The organism is Litchfieldella rifensis (assembly GCF_042646605.1).
GTDB classification, from domain to species: Bacteria; Pseudomonadota; Gammaproteobacteria; order Pseudomonadales; family Halomonadaceae; genus Litchfieldella; species Litchfieldella rifensis.
Window position 1 is genome coordinate 212,206 of sequence record NZ_JBHRUG010000002.1, and the last position, 24,453, is coordinate 236,658.

Genomic DNA, 24,453 nt, shown 5'->3' on the forward strand with positions numbered 1-24,453 from the left:
ACTCTGTGTACGAGAACGGCAGCCCACCAAAAAAAAGGGGCTGCCAACACGCTAATGGGAGTGAAACGACAGAGCGGACGGAATCAGGCGTCGTCCCACCAGACGTGCTCGGGGAACGAGTAGCCCATGAAGCCGCCGAGCGGGATGGTCTGGTCGTAGCCTTTGAGTCGCTTGTCACGGCCATCGATAGCGTTGATGAACGCGGGAATGCCGATACCACTATGTTCGTGGATCAGGGTCTGCATGTCGGCATACATCTGCTTGCGCACGGCCTGATCGGGCTCCGCACGGGAGAGTGTCAGCAACTGGTCGAACTGCTCGTTCTTCCAGCCCGATTCGTTCCACGGTGCCGCGGAGTGGAAGAACTGCGAGAGCAGGATATTGGCGGTCGGACGCGGGTTGATATTGCCGAACCCGAGTGGATGCTTCATCCAATGGTTGGACCAGTAGCCATCGGAAGGCACCCGGTTGACCGTCAGATTCAGCCCTGCCTGTTGCGCCGACTGCTGGAGCAAGACGGCCATATCCTCGGAGCCATTGGCCGCCGGAGACGCCACGATCGGCAGTCGTGCGCCCTCTACGCCGGCCTGCTTGAGCAGATGGCGGGCACGATCCGGATCGTAGGAGCGTTGTGGAAGATCGGCGAAATAATAGGGGTTGCTGGGTGCAATCGGGTGATCGTTGCCGATCTCGGCGTAATTGCGGAATACCGCACGCTTGATCTGTTCGCGGTCGAAGAGGTACTTCATGGCTTCCACGAACGCCGGCCGGCTGGTCGGCTCCTGATCGACACGCATCACCAGGTCGGTATAGCTGCCTGACGGAATGGACTTGGCCGCATGCTCGGCGGAGAGCTCGATGCGCTCTGCCGAGCGGCCGTAGACGCCGTTGATGAGTTGCACATCGCCGGAGAGCAGCGCATTGACCCGCGACGGCTCGTCGCTGATGCCGACCATCTCGATCTCGTCGAGATAGGGGCGTCCGTTCCTCCAGTAGTTGTCGTTGCGTACGGCTATCGAGCGCACGCCCGGGTTGAACTCCTGGCACCGGAAGGGGCCGGTGCCGATGCCCTTGGAGAAGTCGGTGGTCCCTTCCGGCACGATCATCATGTGCGACACGGCAAGAATCGCCGGCAGCTCGATGTTGGGCGAGTCGAGGGTGATCTGTACCTGCTGACTGCCGAGTGCCTTGACGTCGGCAATATCCGTGACGAGCGACATCGCCTTGGAACCGGTGTCTGGATCCTTGTGGCGGGCAATGGAGAATACCACGTCGGCGGCACTGAGCGGTTTGCCATCGTGGAAGGTGACGCCGCGACGCAGGGTGAATAGCCAGGTCGTGCCGCCATCGCTGGTCTCGAAAGACTCGGCCAGCGACGGCTGTGGTATGAGGCGTTCGTTGAACTCGGTCAGGCCATTGTAGAACATCGCATGGCGAACGTAGTCGATTCCGGTCGCCCCCTTGGCCGGGTCGAGCGTATCGGCGGTCGAGGTGGCATGCGCTGCAACGCGGATACGCCCGCCGCGCTTGGGTGTCCCTCCGGCGCTTTCGCCGGCATAGCCAAGGCCGCTGCCAAGCAGTCCGCCGGCGCTGGCAGCGAACATCCCGGCGATGCCGAATGTCTTCAAGGCATCGCGTCGTGACATTCCACGTCGCATGGCCTCATGGATCCGGGCACTTTGCTCGGATTCACTCAGAATGTTGGGGGGATTCTTCTTATTGGTCATGACGTTTTCCTCTCGCTAGCAGATGTTGACTTCCTTGTGTGCTGCTGGACACATCGAGCAGCACCGCCGGACTCAGAGGCCGACCAGTGCCGGTAGCTCGCGAATGTCGCGAATCTCGGTGGCACCGTAACCCTGGCAGTAAGGTTCATGATTGCGGGCCACGAACGCCTTGTTCTTGATACCCATCAGTTGCGCCGGGATCAGGTCGTAGCGGAAGCTCGAGGAGACGTGAAGCAGCTCTTCCGGAGCGCAGCCGAGGGTGTCGATCATGGCCTCGAAGGCCGCCAGGCGCGGCTTGTAGGCCTTGAAGGTTTCGGCGGTGAAGACCTTGTGAAATGGCACTTCGAGCTTGGCCACGTTGGAGTCGATCTGCTCGTTCATGGCGTTGGAATAGATGACCAAAGGGATCTTGCCGGCAATTTTCGACAAGCCTTCGATGACGTCGGGGTGCGGTCCCCAGCTCGGCACGGCGTCGTAATAGCTCTGGCCTTCGGCGTCGTCGTACTCGATGCCCCAGCGCTTGCAGGTACGCTCGAGGGCCGACTTGAGGACCTCGACATAGGGCTTCCAGTCCCCAAGCACTTCGTCATAGCGATAGGCGCTGAAGTCACTTACGAAGCGATCCATGCGCTCGGGTTCGGGAATCCTGTCGGCGAAGATCTCGCGCGTCATCTTGCCTAATTGGAAATTGGTCAGGGTGCCGTAGCAGTCAAAGGTGATGTATTTGGGTCTAAATACGCTCATTTTATTATCCTTATATAAGTGATGGGGGTTGCTGGGTGGTTATGACACTTCGCAATGGGGTGATTAGATCATCCATGGCTAGGCAGATGATGCCTAATCGGTGGTGGTGGAAGCATAAAACTCCGTATTGATGGGCCTTGCCGGCACAACTCGCGGCACGAAGTATCAGCCGGGAAATTTAGCCATCCAGTCCATAAAAAAGCCCCTCCATGTGTGGAGGGGCACAATCCTTGAATCAACTAAGGAAACACTACACAAATGTCTGTGCGGGCAAATCGCTGCGTTGCGCGGTGCTCGGAATCGTCATTCCTTTCCCGATCCTATGCAGTATTACGAGGATGCCGACTGGCAGCACGAGCAGGCTTTCTCGGTTTCACCCTGGGTAACCTGTTCTTCTGGGGCGGACACCGCGGGCTCGCGATCGGCCGAGGTGTAGAAGGCGTCCGCGTGGATGTTGTCCACCGGCACGCCTTGCGCCAGTAACAGTTCGGTGGCCGCTTCCACCATGGGTGGCGGGCCAGCCAGGTAGGCTCGGCAGCCGGTCACCTTGTCCCAGTTGGCGGCCATGACCTCGGTGACCAGGCCGGTTTTGCGCTCGGTGGGGCCATTGGGCTCGGAAAGCACGATATGGGTCTGCAGGTTGTCGTGGCGCTCGATGAGGCTCTGGAGATGGGGCTCCAGGTAAACATCGCGCTCGTCGCGGGCGCCGAAGTACAGGTGGATGGGCTGGCGCATGCCGGCAGCAAGCGCTGCTTCGAGGATGGATTTCACCGGTGCCAGGCCGGAGCCGCCAGCCACCGCCACGATAGGTCCGGCATGACGTTCGCGCAGATACGAGGTGCCGAACGGGCCTTCCACTTCCACCGTGTCTCCCACCGCCAGCTCATGGGCTACATGCGCACTGGTGGTACCGCCCGGTACATGACGCACGTGGAACTCGAGGACGGATTCGTCCGGATGGTTGGCCATGGAGTACTCGCGGCTCGGACAACCCGGAAAGGTTACCTGGGCATATTGGCCGGCCGTGAAGGAGAAAGGCTCCCCGTTTTCCACGCGCAGTCGGACCTGTTTGATGTCGTGGGTGAGGTCATCGAGTTCCACGACGGTGCAGTTCACTTTACGCACTGGGTGAGCAGTGGCGAGCGCTTCGTCATCGCGCAGCCAGGAAATGGTGCAGTCGCTGAGCGGCATGGCGCGGCAGGCAAGCACCAGCCCGGCGTCACGCTCCTCGTCGGTCAGGGAGAAGCGTGTGTGGGGGAGCAACTCGACTTCACCCTCCACCAGCCGCGACTTGCACGCGCCGCAACGACCGGCGCGGCAGCTATGGGGGTAGCTGATACCTGCCATCATGGCGGCATCGAGGATGGTGTCGCCGTCCTTCACGGTAACGGTCTTGCCTGCTGCGGTGATCTGAACGTCATGGCTCATCTTGTTGTTCTCCGAACGTCGTTTTTTGCGCCTCCCGTCTTGCAGGCAGGAGGCGCGTTGTCATTCAGGCATTCATGCGGCTTGCGAGACCGGGCGGCTCGTCGCCGCGGCGTCGTTGGCTTCGATCGCGATCGGCGGTCGGAAGCCCTTGAGGCGCAGGGCATTGGTGAGCACGCAGATGCTCGAGGCGGCCATGGCCACGGCAGCGAAGATCGGCGAGAGCAGGATTCCGAAGGCGGGGAACAGCACGCCGGCGGCCACCGGGATCAACACCGTGTTGTAGGCAAAGGCCCAGAACAGGTTCTGCTTGATGTTGCGGATGGTGGCCCGCGACAGGGCGATGGCATTGGGCACGTTGCGCAGGTCGCCGGACATCAGCACCACCTCGGCGGACTCGATGGCGATGTCGGTGCCGGTACCGATGGCGATCCCCACGTCCGCCTGTGCCAGTGCCGGGGCATCGTTGATGCCGTCGCCCACGAAGGCCACCAGGCGCCCCTCGCCCTGCAGGCTCTTCACCGCATCCACCTTGCCGTCGGGCAGCACTTCGGCCACGACCTTGTCGATACCGAGGCGACGGGCGATGGCTTCGGCGGTGCGCCGGTTGTCGCCGGTGATCATCGCCACCTGCAGGCCCTCGGCGTGCAGCGCGCGGATCGCGGCCGGCGTGGACTCCTTGATCGGATCGGCAACGGCGATGATCGCCGCCAACTGGCCGTCAATGGCGGCATACAACGGGCTCTTGCCCTCGTCGGCGAGCCGGTGCGCGGTCTTCGAGAACACATCCACGTTCAGACCCAGCTTGCGCATGTAGCGGTCGGCGCCGACTTCCACACGATGCCCATCCACCTGTGCCGCGACGCCGAAGCCGGGGATGGCCTCGAAGCTCTGGACTGCGGTTGGCTCCATACCGCGCGCCTTGGCCGCGTTGACGATGGCCTCGGCGATGGGGTGCTCCGACTGGCGCTCGACAGACGCCACCAGGTGCAGGGTTTCCGCTTCGTCGAAGCCCTTGGCCACGACCAGGTCGGTGAGTTCGGGCCGACCCTTGGTCAGGGTGCCGGTCTTGTCCAGCGCGATCACCCTGGTATCCCGCAGTGACTGCAGGGCTTCGCCCTTGCGGAACAGCACACCCATCTTTGCGGCCTTGCCGGTGCCCACCATGATCGAGGTGGGCGTGGCCAGGCCCATGGCGCACGGGCAGGCAATGATCAGAACCGCCACGCCGTTGACCAAGGCGAAGGTCAGGGCTGGCGCAGGGCCGAAGATCAGCCAGACGCCCACGGTGACCAGGGCTGCGGCGATCACCGCCGGCACGAAGTAGTTGGTGACCTTGTCCACCATGGCCTGGATGGGCAGCTTCGAACCTTGTGCCTGTTCGACCATGCGTACGATCTGGGCCAGCAGGGTATCGGCACCGATCTTGGTGGCCTCGAAGGTGAAGCTACCCACCTTGTTGATGGTGCCGCCCACCACTTCCGCACCGGCTTCCTTACGTACCGGCACGGGTTCGCCAGTGATCATGGATTCGTCGACGAAAGAACTGCCTTCTACGACCGTGCCGTCCACGGGAATCTTGTCACCGGGACGGACCAGCACGATGTCCCCTTGGCGCACTTCATCGATGCCAATTTCCATTTCCTGACCATCGCGGACCACGCGGGCAGTCTTGGCCTGAAGCTGCATCAATGCCTTGATGGCCTCGCTGGTGCGGCCTTTGGCAATCGCTTCGAAATAGCGGCCGACGAGGATCAGCGTGATGATCACGGCCGAGGCTTCGAAGTAGACGTTCACCGTGCCAGCCGGTAGTACTTGGGGCGCAAAGGTAGCCACCACCGAATAGCCCCAGGCGGCAGTGGTACCCAACATGACCAATGAGTTCATGTCCGGTCCGCCACGCATCAGCGCGGGCCAGCCTTTCTGGTAGAAACGCAGCCCGGGGCCGAATTGCACTATCGAGGCCAGGGCAAAGAACAGGTAGAACAGGTTCTGTTGCCCCACGCTCATATGCAGCCAGTGATGGAGGCCGGGAATGAAGTGCGAGCCCATGTCCAGCACGAAGAGGGGCAGGGTGAAGATACCGGCAATGGTGACGGCTCGCTTCAGCTCGCCGATTTCCTGTTCGCGGGCTTCGCGTTCGCGGTCACTGCGATCGGGGGCGTCGCCAATGGTTTCGGCTTCGTAGCCGGCGTTCTTCACCGCCTCGATCAGGCCGTCCGTGGTCACGGCCTCGGCGATCACTTTCACGGTTGCCGTCGCCGTGGCGAGGTTGACGCTGGCGTCGAGCACACCGGGGACGCTGGTGAGCTTGCCTTCTACACGGCCGACGCAGGAGGCACAGCTCATGCCTTTGACGGCGAGTTCGATGGTGTCGGTGGTCGCTGGATAGCCGGCGGCACCCACCACCTGCGCGACCCCGGCGACATCTGCCTTATCGTTGGCGAAGACCACCTGGGCGCGCTGGGTGGCCAGGTTGACGGAGGCGTCGATGACCCCAGGCACGCCGCGGATGGCCTTCTCGACCCGGCCCACGCAGGAGGCGCAGCTCATGCCCTCGATTCCCAGCGAATATGAGTTATCGCTGGTAGGGGCATGCCCCTTGGTCGATTCCAACTTGCTTATCTCGTCGGTTGGCATGGTCTAAGTTCCTCTGGTATGCCGCAGTTGTCAGTATGTTTAGGAACCTAGACCTTCCCAACATGGTAAGGTCAAGGGGCAGGGTGCCAATTTTTATTGAGGACGATGACGGAGAGCGGCGTGGATGTCCGGCTCGTCCAAGGCGGCATCGAGGGTCGAGGACAGGCGCTCGATCAACAGATCGATATCCTCGTTGGAGCAGCACAGCGGTGGCGCAAAGCCCAGGATGTCATCGGCGAAGGCGCGGAAGATCAGTCCCCGCTCCCGGGCCAGGGCGAGGAGCCGATCCGCCAGGCGCAGCGAGGGGTCCGGCTTCGTCTTGTGCTCCTTGTCGGTGACCAGTTCCAGGGCGCCCAGCAGACCCCGTCCGCGGGCTTCCCCCACCAGCGGGTGATCCACCAGCTCAGCCAGGCGCTGCTGGAAATAGGCGCCCACCCGCTGGCCATTGGCCAGCAGTCCGCCTTCTTCGTAGAGCCGCAGCACTTCCAGACCCACTGCACAGCTCACGGGATGGCCGGAATAGGTGAAACCGTGGCCGACGGGTTTGCCCGCGGGGGCGTTGTCGGCGATGCCGCGATAGACGCGCTCGCCCAGCACCACGGCCCCCAGCGGGGCGTAGCCGGAGGTCAGGCCCTTGGCCATGGTCATCAGGTCCGGTACCACGCCTTCGTCTTCCAGGGCGAAGAGCGGGCCGGTGCGGCCGAAGCCGGTGATCACCTCATCCACCACCAGCAGGACGCCGTACTCGCGGCAGACCTGGTGCATGGCCTTCAGCCAGCCGCGTGGCGGGACGATGATGCCGCCCGAGCCCTGGATGGGCTCACAGAAGAAGGCTGCCACGTTCTCCGCACCCAGACGCTCGATAGCCGCCCGCAGCGCTCTCACCGACTCTGCGATGATGGCTTCCTCGCTTGGGCCGGCAGGGTTGCGGTAGGGGTAGGGAGATGGGATGTGGTGCTGGAATGGCGAAGGGCCGTCGAAGTTGTCATGAAAGACGGGCAGGGCGGTCAGCCCCGATCCAATACTGGTGGAGCCGTGGTAGCCGCGTTCCAGGGCGATGAAATGCTTGCGCTGCGGCGCGCCGGTGACATTGTGGTAGTAACGGATAAAGCGCACGGCACTGTCGACGGCATCCGATCCACCAAGGGTGAAGTAGACATGATCGAGATCGCCCGGGGTGCGCTGGGCGATAGCCTCGGCGAAGCGGATGGAGGGCTCGCTGGCATAGTGGAAGTAGCCGGTGGCATACGGAAGTTGCCGCATTTGCCGGGCCGCCGCCTCGACGACACTGTCATGACCATAACCGATGTTGACGCACCATAGGCCAGAGAAGCCGTCGAGGTGTTCGCGTCCCTCGCTGTCGCGTAGATAGGCACCATTGCCGGATTCGAGGATCGTCGCTCCCCGCCGCTCGTGCTCGCTCCAGGAGACCACCGGATGTACCAGGTGTGCCCGATCCAGTCCGTCTAAATAGTCGTTCCCCATTCCGTGCCCTTCCCTCACTTGTGTCTGTGCTTATGTATGGATTGAGATGCCTGCATATTGTAGACAAAATAATGTTTGCAAAATACCTTAGTCAATATATCTTCTACGCTAAGGCGAAAAAATAAGAACGAGACAGGCAGGGTACCCCGTGAGAAGTCCTTCGCTTTATGTTTCTTCGCCCTGGAGGGGCTATGCCGGGCACTCGTCGTAGAGGTGCAGACCATCAAGACGCCGCGGACCACGTCGCTGTATATGAACCACCAGTGCGCGCCGCTGGACAACATCAAGGTGTGTCAGGCCTGGTTTCTTGACCTTCCCAGCATGGGAAGGTCTAGGTTTCTAAACATTGCCATGTTTCTTGACCTTCCCGCTATGGGAAGGTCTAGGTTTCTAAACATTGCCATCGCGGCACATTAGAGAAGCTTGGACCATGCCGACCAACCAAATCGGTATGCTCGGCGCCAACGTCAATCTGGCCACGGCAATGGTCGCCGTGAAAATGGTGACCGGGGCCATAATCCCGCAACGCCTGATGAGATAAAAAGAATAAGAACAAGAGAGGCAGGATGCCCCGCGAGAGGTTCTTCGCTACATGTGGCTTCGTACAATAACAAGCTAGAGGGATAGACAATGTTGAATGTTCGAAATTACCTGAAGGTGGCTCCCCCCTTTCTCAAAGGGGCGCTGGTCGCTGCGATGATCGGTCCGATGGCCTCTTCCGCCTTGGCAGCCTCCGACGGGAAGGTCGTCTTTGGCGAGCTTTTTACCCCGGCTTCGGGCTGGGCGCTGGAGACCATCGATTCCTACGTGCTGTCGCGTGCCGGTTGTCTGGAGGGGCTCACACGCATGGATTACGATGCCTCTATCAAGCCTTCGCTGGCCGAGTCCTGGGAGCAGGTGTCGCCGACGGTGTGGGAGTTCCAGTTACGCGAAGGAGTGTTGTTTCATGACGGCACCGCGTTGACACCGGAGGTGGTCAGCGATGCGCTCAACCGGGTGCTGAACGTGGCTTCTCCGCCGCGGGGGTTTCCTCCCAGTGTGATCGACTCCGTGGAGCCTTCGGGTGAGCGCGCCGTGCGTATCGTCACCAAGGGGCCGGATGTCTTTGTGCCCAACCGCCTGGCCAGCCCCAATACCGGCATCTTGTCACCAGAGGCATTCGGTAACGGCCGTATCAACCCAGTGGGGCACTGTACCGGGCCGTTCGAAATCGTTCGCGAGATTCCTCGTCAGGGCTTGGAGCTCAAGAGTAACGACGACTATTGGGACGGCGAGGTGCAACTGGCCGAAGCGGAGGTGCGCTACATTCCCGACGGGAAGGTGCGTTCCGTGATGGTGGAAACCGGGGAGATTCATATCGCTCGCCAGATACCGGCGTCGGCACTGGCGCAACTGGAGCGTTCGGAGTCGGTGGAGGTGAAAACCATCGAGGCGCCGCGGACCACCACGCTCTACCTCAACAATCGCGCCGCACCGCTGGACAATATGAAGGTTCGCCAGGCGATCCAGAGCGCCATCGATGTGGCGGGTATCGCCGAGGCGGTCTATGAGGGCTCGGTGAAACCGGCGGTGGGGCAGTTCTCACCGAACACGCCCTGGGCGCCGGAGAATGCAGCCGTGGTACCGCAAGACCTGGAGCGGGCCCGTCAACTATTGGCAGAGTCGGGCGTGCCGGCGAGCGAGCTGCAGTTCGAGCTTCTGGCCTATGTGGAGCGACCGGTACTGGCCGACCTCGCCGCCGTCATACAGTTCCAGCTTCAGCAGTTGGGTATGAAAGTGAATATTCGGGTGTCGGAATATGGCGCGATCGAGCCGCAGTTGCTCTCAGGCGATTTCGACATGGTCCTACTCTCGCGAGGTTACCTCACTGATGTTGCCGATCCGATTGGCACGTTGGCCGCGGATTACGGTTGTGACGGCAGCTACAACCTGGCCGGGTTCTGCGATCCGCAGGTGGACGCGCAGTTGGAGAAAGCGAGCGCCATGGTGAATGCCGAGGAGCGCAATGCCATCTATCGGGAAATTGCCGCACGCCTGCAGGAGGAGGCGGTGAATGTATTCCTGATCCACGAGACCATCAGCGAGGCGGTATCCAAGGACGTGGAGAACTACCAAGTGCATGCTTATGAGCGCACCGCCTTGCACAAGGACCTGAAGATCAACTCCCAGTAATGACTCCTGCAAGGAAACGCTGACTTATATCGTGAGCATGACAATCGGTCAGCGTTTCCTGAGCGGACATGACAATAATATAAAGGAGACTCCGATGAACAATTTGAGATTTCACCCGAAGTGCGTCCAATTCCAACCTTTGGTGCCTGACTTCCACAACCATCAAGTCGCAGATCTCGGTGAGTTGCCGCGACTGCCCGGAGTGTTGTGAAGGTGGTGCTGGGGCGATACATGGCATCACGTGGCTTCGATCCGGCCATGCCGGAACGGGGTTCATTCGGTCACTGGGAGGGCTGACAGCATGTTGATTTTCATATTGCGCCGACTCGCGGTGCTTATGCTGGCTCTATTGGTCGTATCGTTTCTGGTCTTCCTGATTCCCTACATAGGAGACACGGATCCGGTACGGGCACTGGCTCGGGCGCGCTTCGGTCGCCTGGATCTGGATGCGGCCGCCATCGAGGCGCTGCGCATCGAATTGGGAATGCACAAGCCGCTACTGGTGCAGTACCTGGACTGGCTGGGCAAGGCCGTCACCGGCGATTTTGGCAACTCGTACATGAGTCGTGAGCCGGTCATCGAGCAGGTCTGGTCGGCTCTCAAGGTGTCCATCGTGCTGACGCTGGCGGCGCTGGGCTTCGCCTTTGCCGTGGCCGTTCCTGTCGGCAGCATCGCTGCCCTGCGGCAAGGCGGCTCTCTCGACACTACGATCAAATCGCTTAGCCAGGCGTTTGTGGCAGTGCCGGAGTACTGGCTCGCCCCCATGAGTATCCTGGTCTTCGCTCTCTATCTGGGATGGTTGCCGTCGGCAGGCTGGCGGGGGGCGGAGTCGGTGATCCTGCCGGCACTGGCCCTGTCGCTGCGTCCCATGGGCTATTTCACCCAGGTCATGCGAGCGTCGATGACCGACGTGCTCAATTCACCTCATATCGTGGCGGCGCACAGCCGCGGCCTGAGCGTCCGACGTACGTTGATCGCCCATGGCCTGCGCAATGCCCTGTTGCCCGTGATCACGCTGTTCTCCATGTGGATGGCCGGGCTGCTGGGCGGTGCGGTCGTCATCGAGGTTATCTTCGCAGTGCCCGGCATGGGGCGGTTGGTCTATTCGGCGATCGTCAATGGCGATCTCCCGGTCCTTCAGGCAGGACTGGTCGCTATCGTCACCTTCGCGGTGCTGATCAATACGCTCACGGATCTGGCCTATACCGTTCTCAACCCGGTAGTGAGGTTCAACAATGCCGCAGCTTGATACCCCAATGTCCCCGGACAGTGTGCAGGGCCTGAGGTCCAGAATGGGCAACGTGCATATGGCGTGGTCCTTCCTCGTCCACCTCTCCCGGCACAACCGTACGCTATTGCTGGCCAGCATCGTGTTTGCCACGGTGATCGCCCTGTTGCTTCTCACGCCCTGGCTGGCTCTGCACGACCCTTCCAGCATGACACTCTCGGGTCGCTTCTCGGGCCCCAGTGCGGAACACTGGCTGGGGCTCGACCACCTGGGCCGGGACGTCTTCAGCCGTCTGCTCTACGGCGGTCAGTTCTCGGTCTCCATTACAGCCATCACCCTGGTGATCTCGGCCGTCGTTGGAACCTTGCTGGGCGTGATCAGTGCCAGGGCTGGTGGTGCCGTGGACGAATTCCTGATGCGCATCGTGGATCTGATGATCTCATTTCCGGATGTGCTGGTGGCACTGTTCCTGGTCGCCATCCTGGGGCCGGGCTATGGCACGCTGATCCTGGCGCTCGCTCTGACTGGCTGGACGCCCTTTGCGCGCATGACGCGCGGGTTGGCCCTGGAGATCAACTCCAAGGATTATATCCGGGCAGCGGAGATACTCGGCTGTTCTCGAATCTTCATTATTGTGTACCACGTGATTCCCAATGTCCTGAGGCCGCTCGCAACGATTGCTTTCCTGCGCTTCGGCCACAAACTGATCACGGTGGGCAGCCTCTCCTTCCTGGGGCTCGGGGTGCAGCCGCCCGACACGGATTGGGCCGCGATGCTCGCGGAGGCGCTGCCCTACCTGGATCGTGCCCCCGCCCTGGTGTTGATTCCCGGTCTGGCGATCTTCATTACCGCGCTGAGTGTCACCCTGATCGGGCAAGGCCTGGAGGCGCATATGGATGCAAAAATGAAGTGGCGTCATGATGACAAGTGATTGATATTTTTCTGATGATGAGGAGGGGCGCGCCATGATGAAGCTGCATGCGGGACCAAAACCCGTGGTTCGCTCGACCATGTCGAGCATGGTCACCGAACAGATTCGCAATGCCATACTATCCGGCGTCTATCCACCGGGCATGCAGTTGAACGAAAAGCTGGTCGCCGAAAGCTGTGGCGTCAGTCGCGGGCCGGTCAGGGAGGCTATCCAGCGCCTCCTGCAAGAGGGACTGCTAACCAGCGAGCCGCACCGGGGGGTTTTCGTACTGGAACTCACGGAAGACGATCTCGAGGACATCTATTTTACCCGTGATGCGGTGGAGCGCGCGGCATTGCGGCGTATTGTCCACTCCGGTCGAAGAGAGGAGCTTTCCGGCCGGCTCATGGCGATCGTGGAGTCCCTGAGACAAGCCGTCGAGCAGGAGGATTGGAGCGAAGTCGCCACTCTGGATATCCGCTTCCACTCCGAGCTGGTGAATGCCGCCGACAGCCAGCGGCTGTCCCGTCTGTATGCCACGCTCATGGCGGAAATGGGGCTCTGCCTCAAGCAGTTAATCGGGGTATATCGCGGACGTGGGCGGCTGATCGAAGAGCATGAGCTCTTGGCGAACCTGATAGCGAGCGGTGACGCGGAGCAACTCGAAAAAGCCATGGCCGAGCATCTTCAGGAGCCGGTCGAAACCATATGCAATGCTTGGGAAAAGGCGAGACAAACGTCCGCGCAAACGGCCGTCACAGACAGGTAGGGGCAGGAGCTGAGACGGCATAGTAATAAGATGTCAAATAGGCGTGGCTAGCCACAATCACCCGCATAATCACAATTCAGAGGGGTTCCAGGATGCTTGCCAATCAAACAACTCTGCAGCATCAGTTACGATCGGAGGTGTGTGCCCCGGTTCTCGAAGTCGAACATCTCACAGTCGGTGTTCCTGGCGTCGGCGCCATCATCAATGATTTGAACTTGACGATTCAGCGCGGTGAGGTCCTGGCCCTGGTCGGCGAATCCGGCTCTGGCAAGAGCATGACCGCGCGTAGCCTGATGCGCCTGATGCCCTCCGGCATCTCGATTCTCGAGGGATCGGTACGGGTTGGTGGGGAAGAGGTGCTCTCCCTGTCCGAGGACAGTTTCAATGAAATCCGCGGATCCCGGATTGCGATGCTGTTTCAGCAGCCACACGTGATGCTGGATCCGACCTGCACGGTCGGTGCCCAGGCCGGTGAGGCGTTGCATGTCCACCAGCATCTTTCCGCCGAAGAGGAGCACGAACGGGTCGTCCAGTTATTCCGCGACGTGGGGATCCCGGAGCCCGAAGAGCGGATGAAGTGCTATCCGCACCAGATGTCCGGGGGGATGGCGCAGCGCGTGATGATCGCCGCGGCACTGAGCGCCGAGCCCGACCTGCTCATCGCCGATGAACCCACGACCGCGCTGGACGTCACCGTTCAGGCGCAGATCCTCCAGCTACTGGATCGCAAGCGCCGGGAGAACAATCTTTCCATCCTGTTGATCACCCATGACCTCTCCGTCGTCTCGGCGATCGCCGACCGGGTGGCCGTGATGTACTCGGGAGAGATCGTGGAGCAGGGGACAACTGACGAGATCCTGCACAGCCCGAAGCACCCCTACACCCAGTCGCTGATTCACTGCTCACTCATGCAAGCCGATGAGTCGGGGCAACTGTATGCCATTCCCGGTAACCCGCCGGAACTGCTGTCGAAGATTCCGGGGTGCCGGTTCCGTTCGCGCTGTCAGGTCGCCGAAAAGTGGGGACACCCCGAAATCTGTTCGCGGCTCTCCCCGCCCATGGTCGAGCATGATGGCCCCGGCTGCTGTGCACGCTGCTGGGTCGGGGCATCAGATGATATGCAGGCCCAGGCCATCAGGATCTGTCAGTCCGACGTGGAGGGTAACCATGATGGCTGTTGAGACACGAACCGACCCCACGGCGCCGATTCTCCGCATAGCGGACGCGGTGAAATACTATCCGCTGCGTGGCGGTCTTCTACGCCGGCGCCGGCAGGTGCGATCCGTGGATGGCATCAGCCTCTCGGTGGCTCCGGGCGAATCCCTGGGGCTGGTGGGCGAGTCGGGCTGCGGCAAGAGCACGCTGGCTCGGCTGATTCTCGGCATGTCGTCACTGACATCGGGGAATATCGATATCGACGGTATCGACGTCTCGTCGGCCGGGGGGAGCGAGCGCAAGCGTCTGCGGCGTACCGTTCAACTTGTGTTCCAGGATCCTTTCAGTGCGCTGGATCCTCGCATGACGATAGGGCGCAGCCTGTATGCGCCGCTGTCCCAGAACCGGATCGGGACCCGGCCCGAGAGGCTGCAGCGGATCATCCGGGCCCTGGACGATGTCGGCCTGGATCCGAGCTTCATCAACCGCTTCCCCAGCCAGTGCTCCGGCGGTCAGCTGCAGCGGGTGGTGATCGCGCGTGCCCTGCTGCTCGAGCCGCAGGTGCTGGTGTGCGACGAGCCGACGTCGGCGCTGGACTCCTCCATGCGATCCCAGATTTTGAACCTCCTGGCATCGCTCAAGAAGCGCTACAACCTCACCCTGTTGATCATCTCCCATGACCTGCGCGTGGTGCATTATCTCTGCGAGCGAGTGGCCGTGATGTATCTGGGGCGCATCGTGGAAGTCGCCGAGAGCGAGGAGCTCTTCGAGAATCCGCTGCATCCCTATACCCGCTCGCTGATCAATTCCTCCATGCTCGAGGAGAAGGGGCTCGATGGGTGCACCATGGCACGTGGTGAGCCGCCGAGCCCGCTCGCCCCGCCGCCGGGCTGCAGTTTCCATCCTCGCTGTCCGATTGCCAGGCCAGAGTGCAGCCGTGCCCTCCCGGAGCTGATCGCCACCAGTGAGGGGCACCAGGTCCGCTGCCCCTACCACGCCGCCGATTCGCAGGAGAGTGGCCCTGCCAGTCGTGCAGACATGGCGGCAGTGGGTTCCGGTTAGCGACACCGATCATGTTCGAGCCGCTGCGTGACTGGCGATACCGACGTTTGTTCTCTGCCCAGTGCATCGCGCTGCTGGGCACCGGCCTGACCACCATCGCGCTGGCACTGCTGGCTTTCGAGTTGGCGGGGGAGAGGGCAGGGGTGGTCATGGGCACGGCGTTGGCCATCAAGATGGGGGCCTATGTCGTCGTCGCACCGCTGGCTCAGGCCTTCGCCGAACGCCTGCCACGGCGCCAGGTGCTGATCCTGCTGGAGCTGCTGCGTGGGGTCATGGTGCTTGTGCTGCCCTTCGTCACCGAGGTGTGGCAGATCTACGTGTTGATCTTCGCCCTGCAGTCGGCATCGGCGGCCTTCACGCCGACGTTGCAGGCCACCATCCCCGCCGTGCTGCGTGAGGAGCGGCTCTATGTCAAGGGGCTTGCCCTGACACGGCTGGCGCACGACCTGGAAAACCTGATGAGTCCGCTACTGGCGGCCTATCTGTTGACCCTGGTGTCCTTCAACCTGTTGTTCGTCGGCACGGCTGTGGGGCTGTTCGCTTCGGCCGCGATCATCGCGATGACGGCACTTCCCTACTTTGAACGTGCTCAGGATCGTGCCTTTGCCACCCGTGCGCTGCGCGGGGTCAAGATTTTCCTCAATACTCCCAGCCTGAAAGGGCTCACCGCCATCCACTTCGCCATCGCCGCGGGTGGCGCCATGGTGGCGGTGAATACCGTGATTTACGTGCAGAGCGTCTTGGGGCTGGGCCAGCGTGATGTAGCGCTAGTCATGGCGTGTTTCGGTGCCGGCTCCATGAGCGTGGCGTTGCTGGTGCCGCACCTGCTCAATCATGTGAAAGACCGGACCATCATGCTGGTGGGGTGCCTCATCACGGTGGTTGCGCTGGGCATCGGGGCATTGGCCCCTCAGACCTTGTGGAGTTTGTTGCTGCTGTGGCCACTGCTGGGTGCTGCTCTGGGAGCGGGTGTGACCACGGCAGGGCGGGTATTGCTCCACTCGTCCAGGGAAAGTGACCGCCCGGCCGTCTTCGCGGCACACTTCTCCATTGCTCATGCGGCTTGGCTAGTGACTTATCCCACTGCCGGCGTGGTGGGCGCTTGGTTCGGTCTGGAATCTGCCTTCCTGGTGCTAGGTATACTGGCGTTGCTGGGAACTTTGCTGGCCATGCGTGCATGGCCAGCGAGACTGGCCGTCACGGTAGAGCATGTGCACGCGGATCTGCCTTTGGATGACCCGCACCTGGTGGATGCCCAAGGGCAGCGTCATTCCCATCCTATCGTGATCGATGACCTGCATGGCACTTGGCCAATGGCAGGTGGCAGAGTGGAACGTCTATAAAAAGGATATTGGGCTATAGCTAAGACCGATCTGCGAAGAAGCTGGAATAATGCGGGAGCAAAGCTCCCGCTAATCAACAAGTCCGCTGAAGCACAAGATTCTGTCAGAACTCGGATACCTTACCCCAGGCTCCTTGGTTCAGGCGGGCAAGCTTGTACTGGCTATGTTCCACAAAGGGCGTCTTGCCGGTGGACAGTTCGGCGATCAGTCGGCCCGCACCGGGCCCGATGCCGAAACCATGACCGGAAAAGCCGGCGGCCAGTATGAAACCGGGCAGATTCGCCGCTTCGTCGATTACCGGCACACCGTCGGGGGTGCTGTCGATATAACCCGCCCAGCCCGCCTGCACGGGTACCGTGCCAAGAGCGGGTAGTAGGCGCCGTGCACGAGCCAGTATTTCACGCAGTGTTCCTTCCGATGGGCGCGGGTCGAGGATACGCATACGTTCCATCGGGGTGGGGCGGTCGAGCGCCCATTTTCTGCATGTCTCGTGACCGGACAGCCAACCCTGCAGATCACCAGGTGAGAGAATCCGCCAGCGTTTGGCGAACATTGGCAGAAACCTCGTTGCGAACCGCAGCTGCTGGGGGGTCAGATCCACATTGGCCCGTCCCGAAACCGCCAGGGTATAGCCGCCGTCGCCGCGTCGGGTGACCGATAACTCTGCCGTGTGCAAAGCATCGGGCAGACCTTTGGCGCCTGGCATGACCGAGAGAATGGAGGAGCGGACCGATGCCTGCGGAAATCGGATGCCGAGCTGGCGGCAGAAGGACGAGGCCCAGGCACCGCCGGCCATCACGATCTGAGTAGTTTTGATCACCCCTTTCTCGGTAATCACCCCCGATACCCGTCCGGCTTCGGTCTCAATGCCGCGTGCAGCGCAGAACTGATGCACGGTGCCACCATGCTTGAGGATGCCCTTGGCAATCAGAGGCGCAGCCCGTGACGGATCGGCAATGCCGTCGGAGGGTGAAAACACCCCGCCTTTCCATGGCTTGCCGGTCGCTTGACCGCGCTCCGTTGCCTCGGCAGCACTCAACATGTGCGTCGTGACCCCCTGGGTGATCGCGAAATCGCGCCATCTGGCCCAGCCATCCAGCTCGGCTTGGTTGTCCGAGAGGTAGAGCAGTCCGCAACGGCGGAAACCGAGGTCCTCGCCGAGGTCGATGGTAATCTCTTCCCAGAGTTCGAGGCTCTTGGTCGCCAACGGCAGTTCGCGCGCGTCGCGGTTCTGCTGGCGGCACCAGCCCCAGTTTCGGCTGGATTGTTCGGCGCCTACGCGGCCCTTCTCGACCAAGGCGACGCTCAGACCCTGGCGCGCCATGAAATAGGCGGCACATACGCCGACGATGCCCCCGCCGATGACGACCGCATCGGCGCTTTTTGGCAGGTCAGGCGTAGACGGAATTGTGATCAACGGAGCCGGCATAGGGGTCTCCTGGCCTGGCTATCAATTGTTATACCGCTTCGGAGCGAAGAATACCGCCACGCTGCCAAAGCGGTTACCTGCGTCAATGCTCTATTTGTCCGTTCAGCTCAGTAGTTCGCCGAAACGGTCGAGCGTTACACCGGGGCGCAAGTGGTGCAATGACGGCATGACGAGCATGCATTGTTTCAGGCGAGATTGCCCTGGCACAGATATTTGGTCGCCATGTAATCATCGAGGCCGTAGCGCGAGCCTTCGCGTCCGTAGCCCGACTCCTTTATACCGCCGAAGGGGGCCGACTCGGCGGCGAGGGCGCCTTCGTTGATGCCGACGAGCCCGGTTTGCAGCCGCTCGGCGAGGCGCCAGAGGCGGGCGACATCGCGGGAGTAGAAGTAGGCGGCCAGACCGTAGGGCGTGTCGTTGGCCGCGTCCACGACTTCCTCCTCATCCCGGAAGCGGAACAGGGGGACCACCGGGCCGAAGGTCTCGTCCTGCGCCAGTTCCATTTCGTGGCTGGCATCGCCGAGGACGGTGGGGGCGTAGTAGTTCGGCCCATTGGTATCGCCGCCGCTCAGGCGCTGGCCGCCCGTCAGCAGACTGGCGCCGCGGGCCAGGGCGTCCTGCACGTGACGTTCGATCTTGTCGACGGCTCGGGCGTTGATCATCGGGCCGATCTGGCTGTCATCGCGATCGCCGGGACCGACGCGAAGCGATTGGACGCGGGCCACCAGCTTGTCGGCGAAGGCCTCGTAGACCGAGTCCTGGACATAGACCCGGTTCGGGCTGACGCAGGTCTGGCCGCCGTTGCGGAACTTGGCAGCCATCAGGCCCTCGACCGCTGCATCGAGGTCGGCATCCTCGAATACGATGAAGGGAGCATTGCCGCCGAGTTCGAGCGAGAGGCGCTTGAGCGTGGGCGCCGAATCCCGGGCGAGCAGCTTGCCGACCGCCGTCGAGCCGGTGAAGGTGATCTTGCGTACCCGGGCATCGTCCAGCCAGGCGCCCACGACCTCGGATACCTGTTCGCGCGAGGACGTGACGATATTCAGCACGCCAGCCGGCAGCCCGGCTTCCTCTGCCAGTGCGACCAGCGCGAGAGCGGTCAGGGGCGTATCCTCGGCCGGCTTGGCGACAACGGTACAGCCGGCGGCGAGTGCCGGTGCGATCTTGCGGGCGATCATCGCCAGCGGGAAGTTCCAGGGCGTAATCGCGGCCACCACCCCGACCGGCTCCTTGGTGACCAGCATTTTCTTGCTGCGCACCGGCGCGGGGATGATGTCCCCGTAGCCGCGTACCGCTTCTGCCGCGAACCAGTCCACGTAGGAGGCGCCGTAGGCCACTTCTCCGCGCGCTTCCGACATCGGCTTACCCTGCTCGCGGGAAATCAGTCGCGCGAGATCCTCGGTATGTTCCAGGATCAGTGCATGCCAGCGTTTGAGGAACTGCGCACGTACCGCTGCCGGCTGCTGACGCCAGGCGTCGAACGCCCGGTGTGCCGCGACAGTGGCTGCCTGTGCATCTGCTGCTGTGCTGTCGGCAACGGCCGCGATGGCTTCACCAATCGCCGGGTCGCAGACGGGGTAGCTTGCGCCACCGACACTGCTACACCATTGCCCGCCGATAAAGTTATTGGAGCGCAGGAGGTCGGGACGATCGAGATTGAGAGCCATGTCTGCTGCCTTGTAATGTCGGATGGAGTCGATGCTGGGCGGCGGAATGTCGCTGCCTCCGGTTTCAGCCCGGTCGTGAAGGCCGTGGCGTTGACACTATGGTAGGCATTTCCACTCGATCGGGGCTGTCGAAATGAAGTGTTTAAATCGCAGGATCGTGCGTTTTTCAGGGGGGATTCGGAAGCTTATGCCGTGACCGGGTCGGTGAGGGGGAGCCCGTCGTATCGCATATTCACTCATTGGTGCTGAGCAGGTTTTCGATCGGGTAGTACTTCTTGACGATGGGTGATTTGATCACGATAAAGCTGAAATATTTATCGATGCCGATGCGCTGCTCGAGCAGATCTTCCATGATGCTCTGGTAATGGACGACATTGCGGGTCAGGAACGTCAACTGATAATCGAAGCCGCCGCTTACCAGATGACACTCCATGACTTCGTCCACCTTGCGAATATAGGACTCGAACCGGGAGAAATCCTCGAGCCTGTGATCGGCCAGGGTAACCTGGGCGAAGACCCTCTGGATGCTGCCCAGCTTTTCGAGCTGTATATTGGCGCTATAGTCGGTGATGTACCCCGCCTTCTCGAGGCGTTTGACGCGGGTCAGACAGGGACTGGGGGAGAGGCCGACGGCATCGGCCAGGTCGACATTCGAAATTCGACCGTGGCGCTGTAAATGGCTCAGAATACGTATATCGAGGCGATCCAGTTTAGGTGCGCTGCTCATCGAGAACTCCGCTCGGTTCGGTCGATCAGACAGATAGTAACAGGTGGTAGTGCGACGCACCATTAACCGGGTGGGGGGCGTCGCTCACGACCGTTATCGCAGCGCGCGTGCGCTGTAGCAAGTGCAATACCGCAAGCGCTACGGCATCGATGATGGCATGACAGCCGGGCGATGCGGCAGACTCAGTAACCACGCTCGCGGTCCACCAAGCCGACCAGCGGCAACCCTTCGCGGTGACGGCGGATGTTATCGAGCACGGCCTCAGCGGACGTATCCGGCTGGGTCATGCTGGCGATATGAGGCGTCAACATGATGCGTGGGTGCTGCCAGATAGGATGATTCTGCGGCAACGGTTCGACGCGACAGACATCGAGAATCGCTGCCGAGAGCTGGTTGCTATCAAGGGCGTCCAGCAGGTCGGCCTCGACCAGGTGATCGCCTCGTCCGAGATTGATCAGAACGGCGCCTTGCGGAAGCTGCCGGAACAGCTGACGCGAAAGAATGCCACGGGTCTCGGCAGTCAGCGGGAGTAGGCATAGCAGGATATCGGTACGCGCAAGGAAGTCCTGCAGTCCGTCTTCGCCGGCGAAGCATTCGATGCCAGGCATGTCTTTCTCGGAGCGGCTCCAGCCTGCGCATTGGAAGCCGAAGCCGTGTAGTTTCTCGAGCACCGCTTTGCCCAGGACGCCCATGCCAAGCACCCCGACACGCCGCGAGCTCGCAGTGCGGACCTGCATCGGCTTCCAGACGCCCTCGCGTTGTTGGGCGGCATAGGTAATCCAGTCGCGATGAGCGGCTAGTACGGCCAGCGTCGCATATTCGACCATGCCGGCGACCAGACCGGCTTCGACCATGCGTACGATCGGTATATGGGCCGGTATACTGGAGAGGTCGAACTGATCGACACCGGCCCCAATCGAGAACACCAGTTCCAGATTGGGAAAGGTATCGGCAAGGTTTTCCGGCGGCTGCCAGGCGGCTAGATAGCGAACCTGGGTCGAGTCGCCGGTAGATGGCCATATATGAAAATCGATCTCCGGTGCCTGTGCCGCGAACAGTTCTGCCCAGCGGGCGCCGCGGACTGGCTCGGACTTGTAGAGAAAACTCATCTCTCATTGTTCCTTACTAAGGGACTCGTTAATAGCCTGATTGAGGATGTGGCACGCAGGCACCACCAACTAGGACGTTCTTGCTTGATGGCAGGGATTGGCCGCAATTCGGCAGGGACCTTCGCAGAAGAGGGTTGAAGCGCAGATGGTGTCGGTGTCATTCAGCTTTCCGGCACAAAATTCGGTGGGTGATAACGTGCAATCCTATCGCTCAAATCCGGCAGGCTGCTAGCCGAGGGTATGGCCCGCGAGTGCAAACGTGTAGACCCCGGTATCGTCCCGTGGACTTGGCTCACGGGACATCGTTGTCACCCTGTCAAACTCCGATAGGCCGCAATGGTTGAGGAAGTCCGTGAATCCGCCCATGGTCTGGGCCGTGTCGACCCGGAGAAAGCTTCCTGCATGAGCCGCCACATGGGGAGCGGTCAGGGCGATGGCGTCGGCGGCATCGCTCGCGACAACCGGACCTACGACATGGCCGCGGCCGAACTTGCGGCACAGCGCAAAGCCGGCCATGCCCCCGTCGCGCATCAACACCGTGCCGTTGGAGCGGTCGAGAAGCGCAGCAAGAATGGTGGTTCTGTCCGCTCCGAAGGCGGCTTTGTCGAGCTGGGCCATGTCAACCAGATCCGTTGCGGCAAGCGTGCGAATCTGCGCGCCGGCCGGCATTGGGACCTCGCCGGGCTCGACCGCCTCGCCCTGATGCTGGTGAACCACCGCAACAGGTTTGAACGCAAGGGATTCGTAGAGGCGATGGGCTGCCTGGGGCGCATTCAATTGGATGTAGCGGCCGCTGCACTCTCGCATCACATGTTCCATCAGCCAGCGTCCGGCTCCCAAGGCCTGGAGCCGCGGCGATGTGATGACCATTCCGATGGTGACGAAATCGTCCCCCATCGGAAACCACATCGCCGAGCCGACGATCCGGCCGATTTTGTCGCAACCGACATAGCCCTTTCCGAGTTGCAGCAGCAGGCGCCAATCGTCGGGTCGGTGCGGCCAGCCGACACCGACCGACAACTGATGCAGCTTGTCGATATCGGCTTCCTGAATGTCTCTTATCGTCAGCTCGTAGGTCTGCAGGCGCTTTGACATCTCGTTGGACACTGACATGACTTCCTCGACGAGTTCTTTTCTGGGACTGCCTGGCTGGCGTAGCAGCACCGGTGATCGGCTATGGTGTACGGCTGGCACTGATGGCGATGTGTAAAAGGTTCCACCGTGGGGATTTTAGTCTGGCATTGGAGACGCACCAATACTAGGACGTTCTTGCCGGGGTGGTGAGAGATAGCCGGGCAATCGATAGCCGCTGCTTTCTGTGCGGCAGTTTCTGCCGTGCGGCGGATCGAATACCAATGTTTCTGTGCTCGGGTGAGGTGAAATCGAGGCAAAGTCGCTCTCCAAGGGTGGTGTAATTGTTCCAAGAGCAGGCCTGTTCCGAGCAGGGTTCTGGCAGGAGGGCCTCTTCAGTATTCAGTCAATCCGGGCAAGCGGAGTTCGGATAAACACCAACCCATGGATAAGCGGAGTATACCGAGATGACCACTTTGAGGCCTAAATACATTAGCTTCGACTGCTACGGCACGCTGATCAATTTTCAGATGTCCCCTACGGCGCGCGAAATTTTCGCCAATCGCATCGCCGCGGCTGACATGGATCAGTTCACCCGCGATTTCGCGGCCTATCGGCTCGACGAAGTCCTCGGCGACTGGAAGCCCTACGACCAGGTGGTGTGCAACGCCGTGCAGCGTACCTGCAAGCGCTGGGGCATAGAATACCGCGACAACGAAGGCATGAAGTTCTATGACGCCATCCCGAGTTGGGGGCCGTGGCCGGATGTGCCGGACGCGCTGGCCAAGCTGGCCAAGGAGTATCCGCTGGTGGCGCTGACCAATGCGATGGACGAGCAGATCCCGCACAATATCGAGAAGCTGGGCGCGCCCTTCCATCGTGTCTATACCGCCCAGCAGGCGCAATCCTACAAGCCGCATATGAAAGGCTTCGAGTACATGCTGGACATGCTCGGGTGTGGGCCGGAGGACATCCTGCACGTCTCGTCGAGCCTGCGCTACGACCTGATGACGGCCCACGACATGGGAATCAAGAACAAGGTTTTTGTCGCCCGAGGCCATGAGCCGTCGACTCCCTACTACAACTATCACGAGATTAGCGATCTCGGCGGTCTGCCGGCACTGGTCGGGCTCTGATCGCGGCCTGAGACACAACCTGGCGCGGGCACTGAGGTCTTCGCTGCAACTGTGCCCGTTTCCGGTCGCACGGGAGATTCCGGTGACTTTGGTTGGAGAGTGCTGAGCATGAACGTGAATCGGAAAAGCTCACCTGCATGGCATGACTGCGACTCTGTGATCGACGGGACGGGAGCCGAGGAAGACGCGGCGCTGGCGATCGCGATGGCCAAGCAATATATCGATGAGAATTTTCGCGAGTCGATCAACCTCGACGATCTGGCGGAACGTGTAGGCATGACGCGTTTCCGCCTGGCCAAGAAATTCCGTCAACGTGTCGGGGTTTCCCCCTATCGTTATGTCAGTCAGGTACGGGTCTGGCAGGCGCAGTCGTTGATGGAGCAAGGGCAGCGACCGACGGAGGTTGCCAGCGAGGTCGGCTTTTTCGACCAAAGCCATTTGGCGAGGCACTTCAAACGCCTGTGTGGAATGACGCCGCGTCAGTACAGAACACGCTGCATGCAAGCCGCAGCTCAATAAGTTCCGTACGCGCCATTCGGCTCCACCGTATTCGGGAATCTGAAACGTCAGCAAGTAATCCCCGGCATCATACATGAGTGAAGTAAAGGTTTATCTGGTCGATCCGCAGTTCGAATGCCCGGCCGAGGAGATGTG

General features: G+C 61.3%; 19 protein-coding genes. 9 read left to right on the plus strand and 10 right to left on the minus strand.

Annotated features, from left to right (window positions below):
* Window positions 1–83: 83 nt before the first annotated feature.
* The 5 genes from ACFOEV_RS01525 to ACFOEV_RS01545 all read right to left on the minus strand — a co-directional run bounded on the left by ACFOEV_RS01525 (window position 84) and on the right by ACFOEV_RS01545 (window position 8,021).
* A complete protein-coding gene (locus ACFOEV_RS01525) occupies window positions 84–1,727 on the minus strand; it encodes an ABC transporter substrate-binding protein (RefSeq protein WP_386770893.1) in 1,644 nt (547 codons plus the stop codon).
* 72 nt (window positions 1,728–1,799) lie between these two features.
* Window positions 1,800–2,471: a haloacid dehalogenase type II gene (locus ACFOEV_RS01530; protein ID WP_386770895.1), complete on the minus strand. Its 672-nt coding sequence runs from the start codon at window positions 2,469–2,471 to the stop codon at window positions 1,800–1,802.
* Window positions 2,472–2,801: 330 nt separating this feature from the next.
* Window positions 2,802–3,899, minus strand: a complete 1,098-nt coding sequence (locus ACFOEV_RS01535; protein WP_386770897.1) for an NADH:ubiquinone reductase (Na(+)-transporting) subunit F — start codon at window positions 3,897–3,899, stop codon at window positions 2,802–2,804.
* A gap of 72 nt (window positions 3,900–3,971) precedes the next feature.
* Window positions 3,972–6,536 carry a heavy metal translocating P-type ATPase gene (locus tag ACFOEV_RS01540; RefSeq protein ID WP_386770898.1) on the minus strand — a complete coding sequence of 855 codons (2,565 nt, stop codon included), beginning with the start codon at window positions 6,534–6,536 and terminating at the stop codon, window positions 3,972–3,974.
* Between the two features lie 93 nt (window positions 6,537–6,629).
* The gene (locus tag ACFOEV_RS01545; RefSeq protein ID WP_386770901.1) at window positions 6,630–8,021 is read right to left on the minus strand and encodes an aminotransferase class III-fold pyridoxal phosphate-dependent enzyme; all 1,392 of its coding nucleotides are present in this window, start codon (window positions 8,019–8,021) and stop codon (window positions 6,630–6,632) included.
* Window positions 8,022–8,651: 630 nt separating this feature from the next.
* Here ACFOEV_RS01545 and ACFOEV_RS01550 point away from each other — a divergent pair.
* The 7 genes from ACFOEV_RS01550 (at window position 8,652) to ACFOEV_RS01580 (ending at window position 16,660) form a co-directional block, all read left to right on the plus strand.
* Window positions 8,652–10,193: an ABC transporter substrate-binding protein gene (locus tag ACFOEV_RS01550; RefSeq protein ID WP_386770902.1), complete on the plus strand. Its 1,542-nt coding sequence runs from the start codon at window positions 8,652–8,654 to the stop codon at window positions 10,191–10,193.
* Between the two features lie 301 nt (window positions 10,194–10,494).
* Window positions 10,495–11,442: an ABC transporter permease gene (locus tag ACFOEV_RS01555; protein WP_386770904.1), complete on the plus strand. Its 948-nt coding sequence runs from the start codon at window positions 10,495–10,497 to the stop codon at window positions 11,440–11,442.
* A gap of 43 nt (window positions 11,443–11,485) precedes the next feature.
* A complete protein-coding gene (locus ACFOEV_RS01560) occupies window positions 11,486–12,352 on the plus strand; it encodes an ABC transporter permease (protein ID WP_386770906.1) in 867 nt (288 codons plus the stop codon).
* 34 nt (window positions 12,353–12,386) lie between these two features.
* A complete protein-coding gene (locus ACFOEV_RS01565; protein WP_386770908.1) occupies window positions 12,387–13,100 on the plus strand; it encodes a GntR family transcriptional regulator in 714 nt (237 codons plus the stop codon).
* 215 nt (window positions 13,101–13,315) lie between these two features.
* Complete coding sequence (locus ACFOEV_RS01570) at window positions 13,316–14,281, plus strand: ABC transporter ATP-binding protein (RefSeq protein WP_386770910.1); 966 nt, start codon at window positions 13,316–13,318, stop codon at window positions 14,279–14,281.
* The gene (locus ACFOEV_RS01575) at window positions 14,268–15,317 is read left to right on the plus strand and encodes an oligopeptide/dipeptide ABC transporter ATP-binding protein (RefSeq protein WP_386770912.1); all 1,050 of its coding nucleotides are present in this window, start codon (window positions 14,268–14,270) and stop codon (window positions 15,315–15,317) included. The genes ACFOEV_RS01570 and ACFOEV_RS01575 overlap by 14 nt, the downstream gene beginning before the upstream one ends.
* Before the next feature lie 11 nt (window positions 15,318–15,328).
* Entirely contained in the window at window positions 15,329–16,660 is a 1,332-nt protein-coding gene (locus tag ACFOEV_RS01580) for an MFS transporter (RefSeq protein ID WP_386770914.1), read from the plus strand.
* A 103-nt stretch (window positions 16,661–16,763) separates the two neighbouring features.
* Here the strand turns inward: ACFOEV_RS01580 and ACFOEV_RS01585 are convergent, their stop codons facing one another.
* The 5 genes from ACFOEV_RS01585 to ACFOEV_RS01605 all read right to left on the minus strand — a co-directional run bounded on the left by ACFOEV_RS01585 (window position 16,764) and on the right by ACFOEV_RS01605 (window position 22,705).
* Entirely contained in the window at window positions 16,764–18,089 is a 1,326-nt protein-coding gene (locus ACFOEV_RS01585) for an NAD(P)/FAD-dependent oxidoreductase (protein ID WP_386770916.1), read from the minus strand.
* A 185-nt stretch (window positions 18,090–18,274) separates the two neighbouring features.
* Complete coding sequence (locus tag ACFOEV_RS01590; protein ID WP_386770918.1) at window positions 18,275–19,756, minus strand: NAD-dependent succinate-semialdehyde dehydrogenase; 1,482 nt, start codon at window positions 19,754–19,756, stop codon at window positions 18,275–18,277.
* Between the two features lie 232 nt (window positions 19,757–19,988).
* Window positions 19,989–20,483, minus strand: coding sequence for an Lrp/AsnC family transcriptional regulator (locus ACFOEV_RS01595; RefSeq protein ID WP_386770920.1), 495 nt, complete (start codon window positions 20,481–20,483; stop codon window positions 19,989–19,991).
* A gap of 182 nt (window positions 20,484–20,665) precedes the next feature.
* Window positions 20,666–21,592, minus strand: a complete 927-nt coding sequence (locus ACFOEV_RS01600; RefSeq protein ID WP_386770922.1) for a 2-hydroxyacid dehydrogenase — start codon at window positions 21,590–21,592, stop codon at window positions 20,666–20,668.
* A 228-nt stretch (window positions 21,593–21,820) separates the two neighbouring features.
* On the minus strand, window positions 21,821–22,705 hold the full coding sequence (locus ACFOEV_RS01605; RefSeq protein WP_386770924.1) for a GNAT family N-acetyltransferase: 885 nt from the start codon (window positions 22,703–22,705) through the stop codon (window positions 21,821–21,823).
* Between the two features lie 425 nt (window positions 22,706–23,130).
* On the opposite strand from ACFOEV_RS01605, the gene ACFOEV_RS01610 reads away from it, so the two are divergent.
* Window positions 23,131–23,799, plus strand: a complete 669-nt coding sequence (locus ACFOEV_RS01610) for a haloacid dehalogenase type II (protein WP_386770927.1) — start codon at window positions 23,131–23,133, stop codon at window positions 23,797–23,799.
* 108 nt (window positions 23,800–23,907) lie between these two features.
* Window positions 23,908–24,318, plus strand: coding sequence for a helix-turn-helix domain-containing protein (locus ACFOEV_RS01615; RefSeq protein ID WP_386770929.1), 411 nt, complete (start codon window positions 23,908–23,910; stop codon window positions 24,316–24,318).
* Window positions 24,319–24,453 lie beyond the last annotated feature (135 nt).